General features: G+C 47.3%; 14 protein-coding genes. 8 read left to right on the top strand and 6 right to left on the bottom strand.

The window, feature by feature from the left end; genetic code table 11:
- Window positions 1-15 precede the first annotated feature (15 nt).
- Both CMO31_06370 and galE read right to left on the bottom strand, forming a co-directional pair.
- Complete coding sequence (locus CMO31_06370; protein MAZ53624.1) at window positions 16-615, bottom strand: hypothetical protein; 600 nt, start codon at window positions 613-615, stop codon at window positions 16-18.
- Between the two features lie 158 nt (window positions 616-773).
- Window positions 774-1,757, bottom strand: coding sequence for a UDP-glucose 4-epimerase GalE (gene galE, locus CMO31_06365; GenBank protein MAZ53623.1), 984 nt, complete (start codon window positions 1,755-1,757; stop codon window positions 774-776).
- A gap of 175 nt (window positions 1,758-1,932) precedes the next feature.
- Between galE and CMO31_06360 the strand changes: the two genes are divergently transcribed.
- Window positions 1,933-2,889, top strand: a complete 957-nt coding sequence (locus CMO31_06360) for a branched chain amino acid aminotransferase (GenBank protein MAZ53622.1) — start codon at window positions 1,933-1,935, stop codon at window positions 2,887-2,889.
- A gap of 69 nt (window positions 2,890-2,958) precedes the next feature.
- Here CMO31_06360 and CMO31_06355 read toward each other — a convergent pair whose 3' ends face one another.
- Complete coding sequence (locus CMO31_06355; GenBank protein MAZ53621.1) at window positions 2,959-4,407, bottom strand: proline--tRNA ligase; 1,449 nt, start codon at window positions 4,405-4,407, stop codon at window positions 2,959-2,961.
- A 211-nt stretch (window positions 4,408-4,618) separates the two neighbouring features.
- On the opposite strand from CMO31_06355, the gene CMO31_06350 reads away from it, so the two are divergent.
- The 3 genes from CMO31_06350 to xth all read left to right on the top strand — a co-directional run bounded on the left by CMO31_06350 (window position 4,619) and on the right by xth (window position 8,258).
- Entirely contained in the window at window positions 4,619-5,026 is a 408-nt protein-coding gene (locus CMO31_06350; protein MAZ53620.1) for a hypothetical protein, read from the top strand.
- A gap of 322 nt (window positions 5,027-5,348) precedes the next feature.
- A complete protein-coding gene (locus CMO31_06345) occupies window positions 5,349-7,307 on the top strand; it encodes a methionine--tRNA ligase (protein MAZ53619.1) in 1,959 nt (652 codons plus the stop codon).
- Window positions 7,308-7,493: 186 nt separating this feature from the next.
- A complete protein-coding gene (gene xth / locus CMO31_06340; GenBank protein MAZ53618.1) occupies window positions 7,494-8,258 on the top strand; it encodes an exodeoxyribonuclease III in 765 nt (254 codons plus the stop codon).
- Window positions 8,259-8,951: 693 nt separating this feature from the next.
- Here the strand turns inward: xth and CMO31_06335 are convergent.
- Window positions 8,952-9,380 (bottom strand): hypothetical protein, encoded by a 429-nt coding sequence (locus CMO31_06335; GenBank protein MAZ53617.1) that lies wholly within the window; start codon window positions 9,378-9,380, stop codon window positions 8,952-8,954.
- Between the two features lie 378 nt (window positions 9,381-9,758).
- Between CMO31_06335 and CMO31_06330 the strand changes: the two genes are divergently transcribed.
- The 4 genes from CMO31_06330 (at window position 9,759) to CMO31_06315 (ending at window position 17,905) form a co-directional block, all read left to right on the top strand.
- Window positions 9,759-11,078 carry a hypothetical protein gene (locus CMO31_06330; protein ID MAZ53616.1) on the top strand — a complete coding sequence of 440 codons (1,320 nt, stop codon included), beginning with the start codon at window positions 9,759-9,761 and terminating at the stop codon, window positions 11,076-11,078.
- Window positions 11,079-11,144: 66 nt separating this feature from the next.
- Window positions 11,145-14,273 (top strand): DNA polymerase III subunit alpha, encoded by a 3,129-nt coding sequence (locus CMO31_06325; GenBank protein ID MAZ53615.1) that lies wholly within the window; start codon window positions 11,145-11,147, stop codon window positions 14,271-14,273.
- A gap of 259 nt (window positions 14,274-14,532) precedes the next feature.
- Window positions 14,533-15,897: a hypothetical protein gene (locus CMO31_06320; protein MAZ53614.1), complete on the top strand. Its 1,365-nt coding sequence runs from the start codon at window positions 14,533-14,535 to the stop codon at window positions 15,895-15,897.
- A gap of 160 nt (window positions 15,898-16,057) precedes the next feature.
- Window positions 16,058-17,905 (top strand): hypothetical protein, encoded by a 1,848-nt coding sequence (locus CMO31_06315; protein MAZ53613.1) that lies wholly within the window; start codon window positions 16,058-16,060, stop codon window positions 17,903-17,905.
- Window positions 17,906-18,122: 217 nt separating this feature from the next.
- On the opposite strand, the gene CMO31_06310 is transcribed toward CMO31_06315, so the two are convergent.
- Together CMO31_06310 and CMO31_06305 are read right to left on the bottom strand one after the other, a co-directional pair.
- Complete coding sequence (locus CMO31_06310) at window positions 18,123-19,445, bottom strand: RNA helicase (GenBank protein MAZ53612.1); 1,323 nt, start codon at window positions 19,443-19,445, stop codon at window positions 18,123-18,125.
- A 184-nt stretch (window positions 19,446-19,629) separates the two neighbouring features.
- On the bottom strand, window positions 19,630-20,091 hold the full coding sequence (locus CMO31_06305; GenBank protein MAZ53611.1) for a flavin oxidoreductase: 462 nt from the start codon (window positions 20,089-20,091) through the stop codon (window positions 19,630-19,632).
- Window positions 20,092-20,153: the final 62 nt, after the last annotated feature.

The raw sequence follows: 20,153 nt of genomic DNA, 5'->3' as shown, positions 1-20,153 counted from the left end.
TTTGTGGCCAACCAGTTAGGGTAAAAAGACGTCTAAAACAGCATCCTCAACAAGTACTTGGGTTCGATATTCTGGCCCTTGGCCTTCGGGAAAACGCACCGAGAAGATGTTCCAACCAGGCTCCAAAGCTAGCTCGACTCCTGAGCCTGTCATAGTTGCAGCCTTATCCAAATAGAGTAAAGAAAAGAAGCCGACAGGTTCTTCTAAACTCGAAACTCCAATGAAAAAGGAGTCAACTCCCCCACGGTCAAATAAGAGATTAGCGTTGTTATCAACGTACATGTTGACTCTTCCAAGAGCAAAATTGACGTCTTCAGGTCCGATCCGGTATTCGTTTTGGAGGCCAGGAAGGAGCACTGTTCCGCTACGCAAAGGCCGTAATTCCTCTTTAGGGACAGGCAACCCCTCAATGCTAAATGTACCAGCGACTGGTGCTACGCTCGCTACTTCGTATCCCCAGACACCGTTATTGTCCACCACATGAATAGCCACCCGAGTCCCCTCAGGAAGAAGATTCTCGCTCTTTATAACGCCTCGAATCGTTGAGCTGGATTGAGAAAGACCCAGGCCTGCCATAAGCAACAACCCAACAATAACCAGGAAATTTCGTTTCATGACGCTCTCCAAACGTGCGATAGCGTAGCATATCTTGAATGGAATCCGCGTTTATTGGACCTTTACAGATCCTTTAAAAACCTCTCGCTAAACCCCACATCGCAATAATACAACTGTACCTTGAATTACAACCGTCCTTGAGGTGTGTTTTTCCACACTCAATCGATGCCATATCCCCTTGGATGCCGCTTATGCCAATCCCAAGCCGAGATAATGATCCCTTCCAAATCCGTAAAATGTGGGTCCCATCCAAGCTCACTCCTAATACGAGAAGAGTCAGCAACAAGAAATGGGGGATCTCCAACCCTCGGTGGTTTTAAGTGAACTGGAATCGGATGTTGAGTAACGTGGCGACAGGCATGTATAACCTCCTGTACTGAAAACCCGGTACCGTTGCCCACATTATAGGCCTTAACCTCTCCAGGTCTAACATCTTCAATAGCCAGCACATGGGCTTGAGCCAAATCAAGAACATGCACATAATCACGAATACAAGTGCCATCCGGCGTATCGTAGTTTTGGCCATAAATGTTGATCGAGTTCTTACTACCTATAGCCACTTGTAACGTCAACGGAATTAAGTGAGTTTCAGGTCGGTGATCTTCTCCATAGGTACTCGATGCACCAGCCGCATTAAAATACCTAAGCGACGTGTAACCGAGATCATTAATCTGAGGTAACCATCGCAGTATACGCTCAATCAAGTGCTTAGTTTCACCATATACGCTCGTCGGCTGTTTCGGAGCTTCTTCTCGTAACGGGTTATATCCACCAGTCCCGAATAGCGCCGCAGTTGACGAGAAAACAAAGCGAGATACTCCCTGTTCAAGCATAGCCTGGAGAAGACATATTGTCCCCACCACATTGTTGTCAAAGTACCGGATTGGTTCTTTCATAGACTCATCAACAAGGGAACTAGCTGCAAAGTGAATAACAGCATCAATACCACCTAACCGGATTGCCTTGCTAATTTCCCTGACATTGTGTAAATCGCTTCTCAAAAAAGTTGCTTGAGGGTGAATAGCCCCAAGATGGCCGGTCGAGAGGTTATCTAATACAGTCACATCGTGACCGCGGGCTATAAGCGCCTCAACAGTTACGCTACCGATATAACCAGCTCCTCCGGTTACGAGGATATTCACGATCCCTAGTTTAACTCCCCTACCGAAGCATAGAGGCCTTTCCAAAAAATACACTGAACTTGGTTTAAAATAATTACGTGCGCTAAGGTGAAGGCGTTAGTTATGATGCTAGTCAGAGAAAATACCGCGGCCTTACAAATGTTGTGTTTCAAGGCGCGCGCCCAGGAGGCCCTCCATGGAGGTGAAAAGTAAATCGGTCCCCTCTAGTTCTGCTGTGCTTGATGTTGGATATGTGTGGTTTGACGGCCGAATCGTTCCTCAGGAGCAAGCTACGGTATCAGCTCTGACCCATGCCCTTCATTACGGTACAAGTGTTTTCGAGGGTATCCGTGCGTACGAAACAGCTAATGGTCCAGCAGTATTTCGACTGAAGGAACACACCAAGAGATTGCTAGACTCAGCAAAGATCATGGGGATGATTCCACCAGTCACTGCAGAGGAAATAGAGCAAGCGATTATTGAGACCATTCGCCATAACAACCGACGATCGTGCTATATACGCCCTCTCATCTGGTATGGAGCTGAGTCCCTCGGAGTAAACCCAGGTCAGAACCAGGTACATTTCATGGTGGCAACCTGGGAATGGGGTACCTATTTAGGTGAAGAAGCGGTCCAGCAAGGTGCAGCCCTAATGACCTCAAGTTGGAGGCGAAGTTCGGGCGACATCATGCCCACTAAAGCAAAAGTTGGTGGAAATTATGTGAATTCAGTCCTAGCTAACCAAGAAGCTCGAGACAACGGCTTCGATGAAGCGCTACTCTTGGACAGTCAAGGTTTTGTTGCTGAGGGGTCAGGTGAGAACATTTTCTTATACCAAAATGGTGTCCTTATGCCGATCTCGCACTCTGTAAACCTTCGAGGAATTACCCGTGACTCAGTAATTAGAATTGCAAACTGGATGGATGTCCCGGTCGAGAGCACTATGGCAACCAGAGACGAGCTCTACACAGCCGATGAGCTTTTCATGGTTGGTACAGCTGCCGAGGTTACCCCAATAGCCTCGATTGATCGTCGGCCAATCGGTTCTGGTGCAGCTGGCCCATTTTCACTAAAGATGAGAAAAGTGTACCTGGATGTGGTTTGTGGAGGCGTTCCAGAGTTTAACGAGTGGCTAACCTACGTTGGAGAATAAGCATAACCATCAATTTTGATTAATTATGAAACCAAAACGGTTTCGTTAATACCCCAGGGAACCAGAAAATCAGTAAGCTCGTGCGAAGATAACTTTACGAGAATAACCAGATGGGCGCCCGGTGTGTATGCAAACCGTTCCTTCGGCAGTTGGTCCATCGATAGGGATACAACGAACTGTTGCTCGTGTCTCTTCTTGGATAGCTCGCTCACTTTCGGGGTCCCCACAATGGGTAGCAATGACCCAGCCATGCTCTATATGCTCCTTAAATTCATCGAACGTATTAACTTCAAAAGTGTGCTCTTTCTGAAAGTGGAGCGCCCGTTGGTAAAGTGCCTCGTGAAAACGATTGAGTTCCACGGGGATCTCCTCATAAAGCGCTCCGAATGGCACCTCGCGTTTTTCCCCAGAAAGCCGGTCGACTAGCAAAGCGGTGTTCTTCTGTAAATCCTTAGGCCCAATCTCGAGCCTGAGGGGCACACCCTTTTCTTCCCACTCATTAAACTTCCAGCCCGGGCTAATTCCTTCACGCATGTCAACGTGAACACGAACACCTGATTCCTTAAGTCCCTCCGCAAGGCGCTCAACCTCCGTAAGCACCCTCTTTTTAATCTCGTCATCATTGCGTCGGAAAATAGGTACTATCACAAGCTGATGTGGCGCCAAACGCGGAGGTAAAATCAAGCCAGAATCGTCACCATGGGTCATAATAATTGCCCCAATCATGCGGGTAGATAACCCCCAACTAGTGGTGTGTACAAAAGCTTGGTTATTATCCACGTCATTAAAAGTAATGTCAAAAGCCTCAGCAAAATTAGTACCCAGGTAATGACTGGTTGCCGACTGGAGGGCCCGAGTGTCCCGCATCATGGCTTCGATTGTTAGCGTCATTTCCGCCCCGGCAAAGCGCTCTCTTTCAGTTTTTTCCCCTTGGATCACTGGGACTGCCGCATAGGACTCAGCAAACTCAGCATAAAGTGCAAGCATCTTATGAGTCTCACCAAGAGCCTCCTTCGCCGTAGCATGGGCAGTATGCCCCTCTTGCCATAGGAACTCAGTCGTTCGGAGAAAGGGCCTAGTACGGAGCTCCCAACGCATGACGTTATTCCACTGGTTGTAAAGAAGCGGTAGATCACGGTAGCTCTGAATCCACTTGCTATACATCTCCCCAACTATCGTCTCTGAAGTAGGCCGAATCGCCAACGGCTCTTCAAGTTCCTTGCCGCCAGCATGAGTGACCACCGCCAATTCAGGCGAAAACCCTTCAACGTGTTTGGCTTCTCGCTCGAAAAACGACATGGGTATAAGCATTGGGAAATAAAGATTTTGATGACCTGTATCCTTAAACATTCGATCAAGGTGCAACTGGAGATTCTCCCATAAGGCATAACCGTAAGGCTTTATCACCATAGAACCGCGAACAGGTGACAGATCAGCTAGGTCGGCCCTGTAGACAATTTCGTTGTACCAAGTACTAAAATCCTCTGACTGCGGCGTAATCCCCTTATTCTTGGCCATAACGCTCTAGAGTATCAGAAGACTCCTCAGCTAGTACATCACAGAGTCTATATACACCCAACATACACCTTCTATAAGCTAGGTTGGAAAGCCTAAGTTTCCGAAAAGTACCCTAATTAACCCAACGGCACCATCAAACTTTTGGAGGCGAGTCCATCCCTTGTGACATGTAGCAACTCATGTCAAACTCCGTATTTGATAATGTTGGTTTGTGGGAGACCCCATTATTCTTTACGATGCAGCTTGCAACTTATGTCGAGCCCAAGCATTAAACATGTACCGCCTGGGACGCGGACAAGTAGAAGTTGGCCCACTCCAGAGTCTCGCATATCGCTTTCCTAAACTAACGCCAGAGGATGTACGTAGAGAAATTACTCTCGTCGATAGGGATGGAGCCATTCGTGGGGGAGTGGATGCACTAGTTCGACTTGCAGAACTTGGTACCCCTTGGCTTGGTTGGCCTTTACGACGGTTCTACAATCTGCCCCTTCTCCATCAACTAGCAGACTTAACCTATGCCTGGATTGCTCGAAACCGCTACCGCTGGTTTGGGCGAAACAAGGAGTGCGAAGACGGGTCCTGCGGAACTCATTACTTTGGTCCCAATACTGATCGCTAGACATCTATCACAATGCCGAAAAGCAAGTTAAAACAGCTAATTCTTGGCAACTTTTCAATTGAATAGCAAAACCGGAGATAGGTTTGTAGAAAGTTAGAATTAATGTTGCCTTAACAAAAACATGTGTCAAAGTTACAACTATAATTCGAACCTAACAACCTAACCCAATCGGGTTTCTCGCAAAGAAACCAACTATTCAGGTTAATCTCGTCTGCTATACTCCCTGGCGATAGAAGGCCTAGTCTAGTGCAAGGCAGGTAGCTAAATTATTCTTAGAGCATAGGGACATCGCGCATCACGATGCCTATCTTTGGAGGAGATCATGAAAGATACTTCGAAACCCTTGTCTGGAAGGAGGGAAACCTCACCAGGTTCTACAGAACAGGCATCATTTTACGCAACTACTCCGATCTTCTACGTCAATGCCGAACCACACTTAGGTCACGCCTATACCACCATCCTTGTCGACGTAGTAACGCGATACTATCGTCTTAAAGGCGATGACACCTATTTCCTAACTGGCACGGATGAACACGGAGAAAAAGTAGCAAAAGCAGCTACTGCAGCTGGCAAAACTCCACAAGAGTACGTCGACTTAGTAGCTGGGCAATTCCAAGCCACATGGGATCAAATGGGAATCAAATATGACGAATTCATGCGCACTACTGGTCTGGAACATAAAAAGGTAGTTCAGGAAATCCTACAACGTGTTTATGACAATGGTGACATTTTCTACGGAGAGTACTCAGGCCTTTACTGTGTAGGCGCAGAACGATTTGTAACCGAGAAGGAACTTGTTGATGGCAAATGTCCTGACAGCAACCAACCACCAGAATACCGCAGTGAGGCAAATTACTTCTTCCGTATGGAAAAGTATCGCCCTTGGCTACGAGAAACTATTGAACGTAATCCCAATCTGATCCGACCTGAACGTTATCGCAATGAAGTTTTATCTATCTTAAAAGAACCAATCGGCGACTTAAGTATTAGCCGACCCATTTCACGAGTGCCGTGGGGCATACCACTACCCTGGGACGAAGAACACGTGTGTTATGTATGGTTTGACGCTCTAATAAATTATTATTCAGCTCTGGAATCAAAAGAACTGGAAAAGCGTTACTGGAGTGGCGTGAACCACTTTATTGGCAAGGACATCTTGAAACCCCACGGGGTGTTTTGGCCAACGATGCTCAAAGCAGCGAATCTACCTCTCTACAAACACCTTAACGTTCATGGTCATTGGATTGTAGACGGAAGAAAAATGAGCAAAAGCTTGGGCAATGTCGTAGAGCCACTAAACCTACAACAGAAGTACGGTATTGATGCCTTCCGCTACTATCTAGTCAGAGATATTACTTTTGGGCTTGACGCAAACTTTACTGAGATGTCTTTAGCTGAGCGCGTCAACGCCGATCTCGCTAACGACTTAGGAAACCTCCTAAACCGGACTCTGGGTATGGTGGGTCGATACCGTAATGGTAAGGTGCCAGCTGCCTCCTCCTGCAAAGCTATAGATGACCAACTAATAGAACGGTTTAATAAACTTCCGACAGAGGTTACTCAGGCCTTCGACAATGTTCAATATGACCGGGCAGTTGAGTCAATCCTCAACGGTGTGAGAGCGGCGAACAAGTACATTAGCGACACCGAACCATGGCAACTTGCAAAAGATGAAAAATCAACAGATCGCCTCGACACAGTTCTGAACACAGCAGTTGAGGCGCTGCGGTGTACTAGTATCCTCCTCGACCCAATAATGCCCAGCAAGATGCACGAGCTACGCAAACAATTAGGTATTCACCTAGAGCCTTTCACTCTAAATAGTGCTGGCAAATGGAATCTCGTACCACCAGGAACACTGACCCGTCCAGGAGAACCTCTCTTTCCCCGAATCGACCTTGAAGCTCTTGAGGACCAACTAAATACCCCAGAGGAGCCCCCTTTGGAGCATAAGGACGAGATTACGATTGACGATTTCGGCAAGCTAGAGCTGCGAGTAGCTACTGTGCTCTCAGCTGAGCCTCATCCAGATGCCGACAAGCTCCTTGTGCTTAAAGTCAAAGTTGGGCCCGAAGAGCGCACAGTGGTTGCGGGTCTTCGACAGCACTACCAGCCCACACAACTTATCGGCAAGAAAATCATCATGGTTGCAAACCTAAAATCAGCTAAACTACGTGGGGTGAACTCGCAGGGAATGGTACTTGCGGCAGAGGACGATGAAGGTAATTTAGCAGTTGCTACATTTGACCACGATGTGACCGATGGAAGCATCGTCCGTTAAGCGAAAAGTCCTTTTACAGGAACTAGCCCGGTGGGGTAAATGATAATAGCCTGATGTTTGGCCTCTCGCATTTTTCACAATTGAGTTGCACACGTTAACTCGCATGGTCTCAATGATCTAGATTCTCCTTAGACTAATGCAATCGCAAAACAATCAACATACGAGAGGTATCTTTAGGAGGACTCCGTGAAGATCGCAAGCTGGAACATAAATGGCTTAAGGGCAAGACTTGACTTCCTGAAGATCTGGCTTACGGACCGGAAACCAGACATTGTTGGTTTACATGAACTAAAGATGGAAGAAGAAGTATTCCCATTTGATGAATTTTCAGATCTCGGTTACCAAGCTGTCGCGTATGGCCAGAAAGCTTGGAATGGCGTTGCCGTCTTATCCAAAGGGCCTATCGACGTGGTGGAAATTGGCCTTTCTGGTCAGGATATGTTCGGGAGTCGGCGAATAGTAGCTGACACGCTGGGTATTCGAGTCACCAATCTGTACTGCCCAAATGGAAAAAGTCTAGATCACGCAGATTACGCTAGGAAGTTAGAGTGGTTTGACTCGTTAATTGAATCTAGCCAATCGCTTGCCAACAGACAAATTATTATGGGTGATTTTAATATTGTACATTCGGATCTAGACAGTCATCTTGCTGATGACAATAACGAAGTAATTTTCCACACATCAGAGGAACGCGCAAGACTTACCCGACTACTTAAGTTGGGACTGAACGATTCGTTCAGAGAGTTATACCCTACGAACAGAGATTTCTCGTGGTGGGATTACCGTGGTGGAGCTTTTCGCTTTAATCGTGGTTTACGCATCGACTTGATTCTCGGAACAGACGAGGTCTCGAACGACACCACTAACGCGTGGATTGACCGAGAATATCGCAAAAAGAAGGAAGGTCTTACAGCTAGCGACCACGCTCCAGTTATACTGGAAATCAGATAACGGTTTTTGATTGACTTCTTCACTCGCCTGTTAATCCTAAGGCTGACGACTAACCCCCCAACAGTTTCAACAAAGCCGTAATAATCTTGCAAACTAACGAGTGTAATTAGGAGTCGCTTATTACTAGCTTACGGGTGTCATTTGGGAGTATTTCAAGACGTGAAGAAAAGATATAAATACCGTTATCTGGAAGACGCTAACTGGTTAAAAACGTATTGCTAAAATTAAGACCACTGCTAGAAAAAGTTTATTAAGTCTAAATTGTACCGGCAACCAACCAGGGAATATTTGAGCCATGTCTTGCAATTTTCAGTTATGCTTGCTATATAGGTAGACTCCTTTTAACTAAAAACTGTGCCCTTACTTCACTCAACAATTCTTGATAGAGACCTGAATCAATTCACTTACTTTATAGTAAAATTTTCATACTACAGTAACGACAAAATTTAGCATCTATGCGGACGATCTTCTCACAGTTAGGACATTTACCTAACCAGGACTTAATGTTTTTCCGAACCCTCCAGATCATCAACACAAAGCCCCCAACAAAACCAAGGAATATCAATGTCCAAGAGAGTGCCCAATTCTTTGCAAAGTACGACAAAATCAAACAAAACAAGCTAGCTAATAACACTATCGACGTTCGTTGCATTAACCCTCCTTACCAGAGCAAGACAACCCAGATTAGTATATTCACCACTCGTGAATGTCGATAATACTGACGTCTACGCTAGACAAATTCTTATAGGGGTCAAACAACCAGGAAAACCCCATCGTGCTTCCTGCCATAATGTTACTAGTACTCACCCAAAAGAAGGCACTATCAATCAGGTGGCCATTCGCATCCCGTAACATCACTTCTACCTTTACGGTCAAAGCTCTAGTATTATCATTCCTAATTCTTCCGTATACCTCTATATCTCCGCTGCTCTTTGTTCGGTAGTCAACCCTGAGAAGGCTGAAACCTGATGAACCCGCAGTCTTCACTGAAGTATCCGTAGAGGAGTGCTCACCTAAGCACTGTGCAACGAATCCCTCTATGAGGACTTCCTGACCGCAAGCAACACCTAAAAACAACACAACAACAAAAATAGTTAATAACTGCATGGTTCTGTGCATCATCAACAAACACCAACACGTTGTCAAGTAGAGCGTTATATCAGACCCTCACGCCTCCGCATTTCTGGCAAAATATTGCGAGTAATTTAAGCTTTTGTGTTATCACCCCTTCCCCATAATCCTCCTGAGGACAGTAGTGTATTAATCGTACGAAGCTCTTGACATAATAATCAGCATTCTCTATCCTTAAACCTATATGCCTTAATTATTAAGGTAGAGGTGGTGTCCATTGAATTAAGAACCGTCCATTTAAATCTACTAGCCTAGTTAAGGGGGTGGGCGCAACTAGCCCAGCCAGGCCCATGCACCCACCCCACGTCCTGACGCTACAGCAACAACGTGCAGCTGCTGTTTACGTCTTCTCGACCCTAGCACGCTTCCATGCTGAATATCGCAACCATTTACTTCAATAGTTTTCCCATATGGCTCTCAAATCGTAAAGGGCTAACCAAGCCCGATCTACCATCTATCTTCTGCCGTAACAACCGCGTAGTTCATGGAAACACAGCAGCTGCTCAAGCAGGAATCACCGAAAATATGCCACTACAAGGAGCGCTCCAGCAACACGCCAAACTACAGGAAGTGCACATCAACGACGAAGACTTAATGGTGCACTGGGAAGCCTTTATAGAGGAGCTATACGAGATTACGCCATGGCTCTTTACTCCTAAAATCGGCATTGTACATCTCAAAATCACTCCTACAGAAGCGTCAGAACTGGCCACAACACATATTCTGCAGGTCGGAGTTGCCACATCGCTTGAACTTTCCCACCTTGCTGCCACAACTTGCACCCCAGGTTCTTATCGAAACCTTAGTGCTGACACCGAAGAATCATTCGTTGCCAATGTACCCATCCATTTTCTCGCACGCTTAGGCATGTCTAAACGTGCTCTCGAACGCCTCAACTTTCTCGCAATAAGCCATATCGGAATGTTGAAACAATGGTCCCAAAAGCAAATATTAGCTTTCCTCGGCCAAGAAGCAAAAGTTGTCTTACAAATCACTCACGGGCCAAGCACAACAGACATACCCATATACCAACCGAAAGAGAAAGTAATCAAGAGCTACAGTTTCGAGAACCCAGTCTTCGAAATGTACGAGGTTGAACCCGTCATCTCACTCCTAGCTAATAGAGCCGCAAAAGAACTTGATAAACGTACGGCACGACGCATCATTATCAGAGCAACTTTCAGCGGTGTATCTGTTTTTGGCGCCCGACTGTCTAAGCATCCGGCCTCATCTCCCGGCCACATTTACCAACTAGCTCTACAAGCACTACAAGACTCGCGCGCCATGCCCGTAGGTATTGACGAGATCGAGCTTCGACTCTCTACCCTTGAAATGACCCTCGAACAACCATCTTTATGGCGCGCGAAAGAACAAGCAGCCAACGCTATAACCATGGTGACAGATAGGTTCCCAGGCGGAATCGTCCGTCTCGTGTGGACCAATCGTTACTCTCAAGCACCCAACCGCCGATACCGCTTGGAACCTATCGTAAACAAAGCACAGAAGCTATCTACTCCGGTAGAGGAGGAAACCATTGAAAATAGTAATGGAAAATATCGAGGTAACCCAACTGGACAAAAGCATATTGAGCCAATCCAGAATCACGTGGCGCGGGAAATCGAGGAAAATCAGGCGAATCATAGACACCTGGACATACTGCAGCGAATGGTGGAAAAACGAGATACATAGATATTACTTCCTCATTGAAACAACTGACGGTAGCATCCTGGAATTATTCAGGGAGGAGGCAGGTAATTGGATCCTCAGCCGCATAGGCGACTAACGGCTTTACTTAATTGTCAAAGTTACTTCAGCTTCGGCCTTGGAACATCCAGCCCAACACGGCTTGTTCGCCGAGCTAAAGAAAGGGGCTACAGTTACCTTGCAATCACTGACTATCTCAACGTAACTGCGGGCGTCGAACTATTCTCTGCAGCTAAAAAAGCAAAAGTCCGAGCTCTAATTGGTGCTACCGTTCCAATCTTGGTTGAGCAAGAAACTTACGACCTTGTATTACTCGCGCGCTCCAGAGCCGGCTACGCTAATCTAAACCGAATCTTAACGCACGCTCACGAACGAGAAGATCGCAACGTCCCTCTACCAGTTGTACTATCAGACACTACTGACCTTGCAATTCTCACTGGTGGTAGGAACGGCCTCATCAGCAAAATGATGATCTCCCGGCAACTTAGGGTTCTCGAAAATGTCCTGGAGAAGCTCAAGGGCGGATTTCACAAGTGGTTATTCGTCCAGATCTACCACGATAACTACCAGTGGGATTCTCGCAGATCAAGAATCATCCGACGCTTTGCCATCAGCCAAAAATTACCCGTTGTCTGCACACCACAAATCAAATATGCCGACCCTAGCAACTACCACCTCTACGATGCTCTGATGTGCAGTCGCTTAGGCATTACCGTCGATCAGGCTAATCGCAACCGCCCACAAAATGATCAAAATGCTATCGATACGGCTGATTCTTACTTCACCCGCCTACCGTTCCCGGAAGCAATTGAGAACACAAATCAACTTGCGGAAGCTTGCTACTTCGACCTACTGCCTGATAGGCTTGCGCCGCCAAAAGCCCATGTTCCCACCGGAATCACACCGCAACGACACCTGGAACAGCGCTGTATCAAAGAGCTGCTACACCAATATGCAGGCGAGAAACTTAAACTAGCTCGCACCAAACTACTGGAAGAACTCCTCACAATCCAAGCTCTCGACCTTGCCGAGTTCTTTCTTGTCGCAGCGGAGGTAACCGACTACTGCCGACAACGCAGCATACTTGCAGCAGGCAGGGGTAGTGCAGCTTCCAGCATCTGTTGCTACTTACTCGGCATTACACAAACAGATCCTGTACAGCACAACTTGCTATTCGAACGTTTCCTACACACTGGCAAAAGCACCATGCCTGATGTTGATATCGACATCAGCAGCTCACGCCGCGATGAGGTTCTTGCTTGGGTAGAAGAGCGATTCGGACAAACAACAGAAGCAATGGTCTGCAATAAGATTACCTACCGCCTTCCGCTCGCCATCCAAGACCTGGGCCGTTCACTGGGCATACCGCCTAAGCTACGAAATATGCTCACTACTAGTCTTGGAAGAGATTTTCGTGGCCTCCGCCCGCCCCAAGTAGCCGCTGCTGAAAACATCTTTGAGGAAGTACTCGGTAGCTCTCCAGCCAACGCAGCCCTAGTAGACCTACTCAGCAACATGGAACCAAAGCACCCACGTCACCTTGCTCCGCACTCAGGCGGAGTAGTACTCAGTAAGGAACCACTGTTCTACTACAGCCCCCTTGAACGTAGTTCCAGTGGCATCAAGATAATCCAGCTCGACAAAGACGACGCCGAAGCTCTTGGCCTAATCAAACTAGATCTTCTTGGCCTTCGCATGTTGTCAGCTCTCGAGCATGCCCGTGAGGAAATCTTTAGGACTGAAGGAATTTGGCTGGACTTAGGAAATCTTCCTGACGAATCTCCCGTCTGGGATCTCATTAGCAGCGGCAACACTCTTGGCTTATTCCAAGTAGAAAGCCCAAGTCAGCAGCACACAAGCAAAACCATGAGGGCAAGGACCCTGCAAGATCTTGCTCACCAAATCGCCTTGATCAGACCAGGCCCTATACAATCCGGAAGCGTCCATCCCTACCTTCGGCGTCGATGTGGCCTCGAAAAGGTCACTTATCTTCATCCTTCTCTCGAGCCGATCCTGAAGAAGACCTATGGCGTGCTGCTCTTCCAGGAAGATGTCCTCCGTATCTGCGTGCATTTTGTAGGCATGGACTGGGTAGATGCAGACCGTTTCAGAAAGAAAGTTAGTGGTTGGGCTGACCTAGAAAACATCGAATCAGAACGTAAGCGGTTTTTGGAAGGCGCACAACGAACAGTAGGCGCGACTGAGGAAGACGCTCTCGCAGTCTTCGACGCAGTAAAGAGTTTTCAAGGGTATGGCTTTGCCGAGTCACACGCATGGGCATTCGCGATTCATGCCTATGCCAGTAGTTGGTTGCGCGTGAACTATCCGCACGAGTTCCTCGCCGCAATACTGACTGAGGAACCTGGGATGTGGTCTCAAAGCACAAAACGGCAGGAAGCTCGTAACTGGGGAGTTCGTTTTGCTAAACTCAATATCAACAAAAGTAGTGTGCATTATCGCTGCGAACTCATTGACGGCATCAAATACATTCGCCCTCCCTTAAGTGCTATCAAGAGTGTTAGTACCGAGTTAGCACGCTCAATAGTCATTGAGCGTTTACTTGGTGGTCACTTCGAAAGCGTTGAGTCCTTTTACTCTCGTATCGCATTACCAATCAATGAACTCCAAGCCCTTGCTAAGGCTGGCGTATTTGACCATCTTTGCCCACGCAGGGAAGCCCTCTATACCCTCATATCACTAAGTAATGCCGTGCAAGCAGGGACAAGCAGTTTCCTTACCAGCTTGCCGCCTTTTCCCCCACTAAAACAGTTGGGCGGCTCCCAGGAATTTGTATGGGACTACCAAAGTTACGGCTTCTCAACAAAAGACATGCACCCGCTCGACCTAATCCGCGATCAACTTCGTGAACTTGCCTGCATCCCTCTTCTCAGTGTAAAAAATCAAGCTCTGAATAGTTCCGTCCGGACCGCTGGCCTCGTTATCAGTCGCCAAAAACCAGGAACCGCAAAGGGTTTTGCGTTTTTCGTTATTGAGGACGGACCGGTTCGCTGTCAACTCGTCATCAATCCCCAGATCTGGGAATTAAGCCGTGCATCTCTCCGAGACGCCTCAGTTCTAGTCGTTGAGGGCACGATCGTAGACGCTGCATCCCAACTCACCATCAAACTAGATCGGGTATTTGCATTATCACCTCCAATACCAAACCGTATCTATCCTTGAAGCAACTAAGGGATTCTTCCTGGCTTTGATCTTGACAATCTATTTGGTGTTTATTGATGATGCTGAGAACCACAAAGCCAATAAGTAATCCGCAAGTATGGAGTCTGGTCTGAGCAGCAGCGAAAAGGTTTATAGCAGTTTAAAAATGTGTGTTTAAGGCGTTGTGACATCGTAGCTATTTGACTAGCCACTCCGTTAATCATCAGAAAGACTCGTGAGCAAATACTGTTAGTCTGCTCATAGCTGAAGGAGGGAAATAGTGAAACCTAAAGGTTGGTGGACCACGCATCCTACTATTCTCAGCGTCACCGTAGCTGGTAGTTGGGACTCAAACGGTGACGGCATCGGGGACTTTGAAGGCATCCGCCAGAACCTGGACGATCTGCAAGCTATGGGAATGACTGGACTGAGGCTTCACCAGGTCACACGCTTTGGCGACGATTACGAATTCAACGGCCTAGTTTCCCAAGATTGGTTCGACACTGATCCTCTTTTCGGCACGATGGATGATTTTAATCGGCTGATGGCAGAATGCCATAAGCGCGACATACCTATCATAGTCATGGCTGTTCCAGAGTACTTGGGCTGGCACCATCCAATCTATTTAGCTGCTAAACAAGCTCGCAACGAAGGCGTGGAAGATCCGAGGATAGATTGGTTCGGATGGGATGATGACGGTAGCGTAGAGTTGACCTGGGACCATCCAGCTCCCGATGCTGGTAATCAGGAATACGTCGAAGCTTTTTGCGAGTACATAGGCTTTTGGATGGACAAAGGAATCGTTGGTTGGGATGTGGACAGCATTGAGTCTTGGAAGAACGTTAATGTAAAAGCATTACGTGCTATTACTGATCTCGTAAAATCGCGTGGTGGGTTTATCACGGCGGAACACAGCTCCCTTGCGCATAACATTACCCGCTGCGGCGGCTTTAACGCTGGTACGGGCATTCGTAGGGATCGACTCTACGGGGAACTAGAGGCAATGCTCGAGCAAAACGCTGACCATATTCGCCGTGGCTTGGCGATCCGACAACAACTCATTGAACACAACATTTTCCCATTTCAGCAGTTCGGAAGGCGGATGTTCGAACGATACCGCGGTCTCTTTATGCGTCAAATGTTTAGGTTACAGGTGGCGTTCCAAGCAACCCTACCCGACCAAGTGTGGGTCGATGCAAGTGTAATTACTTATCCAAGAAAATTATCAAAGCCTCTACCAACTCCACTCAGGACACCACTAGATATTGACCTAAAGTTTTGGGGCCTTGACCACGCGGAGATGTCACGCCAGGGCTCGGATCCTTCGTCACCATTTAGCTTTGTTAAACGAATGTTCGTTTTACGTTCGCAAGAAGAGGCTCTTGGAATAGGTGATTTATCAGAGCTGCCGACAGACAAGCGACAGACGGTATTCGCTGGCCTAAGGACTAGTGAGAGGGGAACGAAACGTGCAGTAACAGTGTTCAATTTCGATGAGGAGCCCTGCCAAACAGAAGTGATAGTCGGTGAAAACATTCGAATTCTCCGTAACTACCTTAGTGGCGAAGTTATACATGTCAATAACGGTATTCTACAAGTCCAGCTAAATCGCTATGGCTTTAAAATTTTGGAAGTAATGAATTGATGTGTTCACTAGTAATTGCCCAATTAGAATCTGGTGCTTATTTGTGACCCTCGGTCTTTCACGGGCTGAATAGCTTTGTATTCATGCCGATTAGCCAACACCAACTCAAATCTCAACCCACGCTAGCAACGCTCGACACCTGAACGGCAAGGAGGACCAAATGAGAGGTAGTCTAGGAAAGATGACTAAGCTACCACTCACGTCTGCACTAGTCACATTCTTGTTGGCGGTTAGTGCTTCCAACGGTGTAAATTCTACGACACATGGCATCTCCCATAATTGCAATAAACCCACCCTAGAAAATCATTTCTATTTAACCCCTGCAGAATCTGGAGAGGTTTTGATGCCACCTACTCTTAGTGGGCCTGTGAACCACTTCGACAGCCAACATTTCCGCCTTCACTACACCCTTCAAGGGAAAGATGCCGTTCTAGATCTCGACCGTGATGCTAATGGTTTACCAGATTACGTTCAAGCTACCGCAGATGTCCTCGAAAGCGTTCGTTCAACTGCGACGCAAGAATTCGGTTGGTCACCACCTCCTTCTGATTGTGGGTGGGGAGGTAACGACCTTTACGATATTTTCATTCGGAATCTACTCGAGACGGAAAACAGTTATGGCTTTGTCAAGAGCAGCGCTAGCGCAACACGCGTGGGAGATAACCCAGCAACTAAAAATATTATGGAATCGCGCTCTTCATTCTCATACATGGAACTAGACAACACCTTCCTCGACGACAGTGGCTTATCCCCAGCTAAGTTATTACGTACTACCGTGGCTCATGAGTACTTTCATGCTATCCAGTTCGGTTACGACGGGGAAGAACCTGCTGGTTGGTTATGGGAAGCAACGGCTAACTGGATAGAGGATGAATTTTTTGACGATATCAATCAGATTTACGGTGACCTCGACACGGTATTCAACGCTCCAGACCTAGCCCAGAATGGAAAGGGTTTTGAGGTTGGTATTGATACAGGAAGTGACCGCTGGTACGGGCAATGGATTTTTTTCCGATATTTGTCAGAACGTTTCGGTCACAAGGCCGTCCGAGCAATCTGGGAACACGCTCGCTACCTTGACGGGTACTTTGCTATTGATGCAGCGCTAGTCGAAAACGGTACGACTCTTGCTTCGGTGGTGAAAGAATTTAGCGTCGCACTACTAACAAGGAATTTTGAAGAGGGAGAACACTATCCTACTGTAAGTCTCGAAGGGTCTACAGGATTAGGGGAGTTTCTACCGGCTGACGGTGTAGCTCAGCTTGGCGCTGATTATTTGTCTATCGAGGCTGGTGGGGTCGTCACCATATCCTTGCGAGGAGGTGCTCTCGAAGGAACAGTTGTAGGATTAAATGGTGATATAGCGACTCTTTTCAATATGCCTGGGAATTCGGTCACGCTCAACACAAGTCGTTTCGAGAAGCTCTATTTAATTATTCTGAATCCGAGTCGAGCTCTAACACCAGAAGCCGCTGTAATGAAAACATACCGAGTAACCATTAGCCCTGCAGCTAGACCTCTAATTGATACACGAGTTTCGGTCGAAACCCGAGCATCTAGTAACTTTAAGACGCCTAAATTATCAACCCGGTCTAATTCCCGAAAAAGCAAGAAAATTGCAATCGATGCCCCAACCGACCTGGTACCGACTTCTTTGCCTAATCAGTTCACTATCGAAGGGGTGTTCGAGGTGATCCAAAACGGTATTAAGGGAATACTCCTGCAGTTTGGCAATGGTAAAGAATTCCTTGACATCGTAGTCCGTGAGAGTAGCGCCACTGACCTAAAAACACTCTTCGTGGACAAAAACTATAAATCCCATTCCGGCACCCGGTTCCATCGTATTAACGACACAGTAATCCTACTAGAGGACTTTAGCGAGCCAGGTAACCCCTACAGTAGAGCCGCATTCATTTCTGGAACACAAGAATTTCTCCTAACAGGACAAATCGCTGCAAGCAATCTCCACGATACGGCGAAGAGTCTCGTATTGGCCTGGACGGACTGATAGTCACTAATTTTCTATCTATCTAGCCTTGGTTGGTGAACAAAACTGGGTCTCGAAGTCCTAATGCCACAGTTCATCTTGTGAAACTAACGCCCCCGAGATGTCTCGGTTAATGTTTGACCCTATAACCGCAAGAACTCTAAAGTTTAACCCCAATTCTAATACAACTAATTACCAAGCTAAGCCAAAAAACCCTTAATTGAATCGTAATATGGCTTCAATCATTACGGGTGCTTTTGCTTGAACCACTTCGACGCCAATTTTGGCGTCGCTGATTACTTGCATAAGAACCCTTGCTAGAATTCGACCGATTCCGTGTGTTCGACCGACTACGTCGCTGAGTAGATTTAGAACTGTTTGCCTTCTGCCCCTGATGCCGCGAGCCGCGATCGAATTCAGCTTGCCCCTTGGGCGGGGAAGTATTGTAATCGAAACCCTCAGGCCGAACGCGTTTAAGTGGTTCTCCTAACAACCTCTCGACAATCCTAATCATTCCTGAATCTTCGGTTGTGACAAAAGTAAACGCATCACCACTCCGCTCAGCCCTCCCAGTCCTACCTATACGGTGAGTGTACGCATCCGCAGTGGAAGGCATATCGTAATTGATTACGTGCGAAACCCGAATAATGTCTATGCCCCGAGCAGCAATATCGGTAGCAACTAGAATCTGATAGCGGTCTTTCCGAAAGCCGTCGAGAGCCTGTTGGCGCTTATTCTGTGACATGTTTCCCTGCAAAGCAACTGCGCGATAACCAGAGCGCTCTAGCTGTTGAGCAAGCCTTTTAGCTCGATGCTTAGTACGAGTGAACACTAAGGTGGCCCGGGGGTCTAACTGCTTCAGCACGTGCTTCAACATTGCTGTCTTCTGATGCTTCTCTAGGGGATAAATAGCATGAGAAACAGTTTTAGCTGGAGCTATAAGGTCCACTTGAACTGTTTTAGGTTCTTTAAGGGCCTCCTGAGCTAGCTTCTGTATATCTCGTGGCATCGTCGCAGAAAACATGAGCGTTTGCCTCTCAGGGGGAAGGCTACGAAGAATACGCCGTATATCGGGGAGGAAGCCCATATCAAACATGTGATCAGCTTCGTCGAGAACCAACACTTCCACATCACGAAGGAGGGAACCATCCTTACTAAGATGATCAAGTAGCCGGCCTGGACAGGCGACAATGACTTCTGCTCCCCCATCCAAAGCCCTTATTTGAGGATTCATCCCAACCCCCCCATAGACGGTAGCGCTGCGCAAGCCAGTTCCTCTACCTAGGGTGCGGAAACTGTCGTTAATTTGTTCAGCAAGCTCTCGCGTCGGCGCCACAATGAGAGCTCGAACTTGCCCTCGCCGACCTCGGATGAGACGGTGAAGGATAGGGAGTGCAAATGCGGCAGTTTTACCAGTTCCAGTTTGGGCGAGTCCCATTACGTCCCGGCCAGCCATCACTAAGGGTATGGCCTTCTCTTGGATGGGCGTAGGCTCTAAATAGCCGGCTGCATTGATACCAGACCCCACTTTAGGGTGGAGTCCAAAGTCAGAAAATGACATAAAGACCTTCCTTGGCTTACCTGTAGCCAAGTCGCACCCTTAGCCGAGTTTCCAGATAGCAGCTGAACTATACGTCACCATCAGCTTAAAGGTAAAGGTCCAGTATCTGGCTGTGGGGTATTTCGCAATGCACTTTTAACAATAACGCAGCAACTTAGGTCCCACACAATGTGAGCAAAAGTACCTAATCTCCTAAACCAACATACTTACCTTGGTAATAAAGCAATGGCTTCTTATCATTAACGGCAATGTGCTTAACCTGACCAATAAATATTGTGTGATCTCCAACCTCGTGTGCGACCTCTATGTCACATATCAGGTGAGCCAAGGCGCCATTAACAAGAGGGAACCCATCGACTTCAATGAAGGGTTCAACCACTTCTGCTGCAAAGCGGTTAGCGAAATGATTAGAGAGGTGTTCTTGGTCACTTCCCAGCATCGAAACGCCATAACGATTAGTCTTATTAAGTGTCTGGTGTGCGGTAGCTTGTCTATCTATCGATACAGCAACCAACGGGGGGTCCAAAGAAACCGACATGAAAGCGTTCACGGTAATACCATGTACGGTGTCACCTTCGCGCATAGTCACAACAGTAATACCTGTAGCGAAGTGCCCGAGAGCATTGCGGAATTCACGCTGATTCATCATGTCCAAGTTTAGACCCGATCCCCCCCAAAGGGTCAATAGGCCGCTAGGCTTATCCAATA

The sequence above is a fragment of the Trueperaceae bacterium genome (assembly GCA_002707365.1).
In the GTDB taxonomy this organism is placed as follows: Bacteria; Deinococcota; Deinococci; order Deinococcales; family Trueperaceae; genus UBA6957.
The sequence above is the reverse complement of the archived record's forward strand: the minus strand, read 5'-3'. Positions and strand labels throughout refer to the sequence as shown.

Coding starts and splice junctions, on each gene's coding strand:
- CMO31_06310 (MAZ53612.1), bottom strand. CDS start 19,445: ATGTCATTTTCTGACTTTGGACTCCACCCTAAAGTGGGGTCTGGTATC.
- CMO31_06315 (MAZ53613.1), top strand. CDS start 16,058: ATGAGAGGTAGTCTAGGAAAGATGACTAAGCTACCACTCACGTCTGCA.
- CMO31_06305 (MAZ53611.1), bottom strand. CDS start 20,091: ATGAATCAGCGTGAATTCCGCAATGCTCTCGGGCACTTCGCTACAGGT.
- CMO31_06330 (MAZ53616.1), top strand. CDS start 9,759: ATGCTGAATATCGCAACCATTTACTTCAATAGTTTTCCCATATGGCTC.
- CMO31_06335 (MAZ53617.1), bottom strand. CDS start 9,380: ATGATGCACAGAACCATGCAGTTATTAACTATTTTTGTTGTTGTGTTG.
- CMO31_06345 (MAZ53619.1), top strand. CDS start 5,349: ATGAAAGATACTTCGAAACCCTTGTCTGGAAGGAGGGAAACCTCACCA.
- CMO31_06360 (MAZ53622.1), top strand. CDS start 1,933: ATGGAGGTGAAAAGTAAATCGGTCCCCTCTAGTTCTGCTGTGCTTGAT.
- CMO31_06355 (MAZ53621.1), bottom strand. CDS start 4,407: ATGGCCAAGAATAAGGGGATTACGCCGCAGTCAGAGGATTTTAGTACT.
- CMO31_06370 (MAZ53624.1), bottom strand. CDS start 615: ATGAAACGAAATTTCCTGGTTATTGTTGGGTTGTTGCTTATGGCAGGC.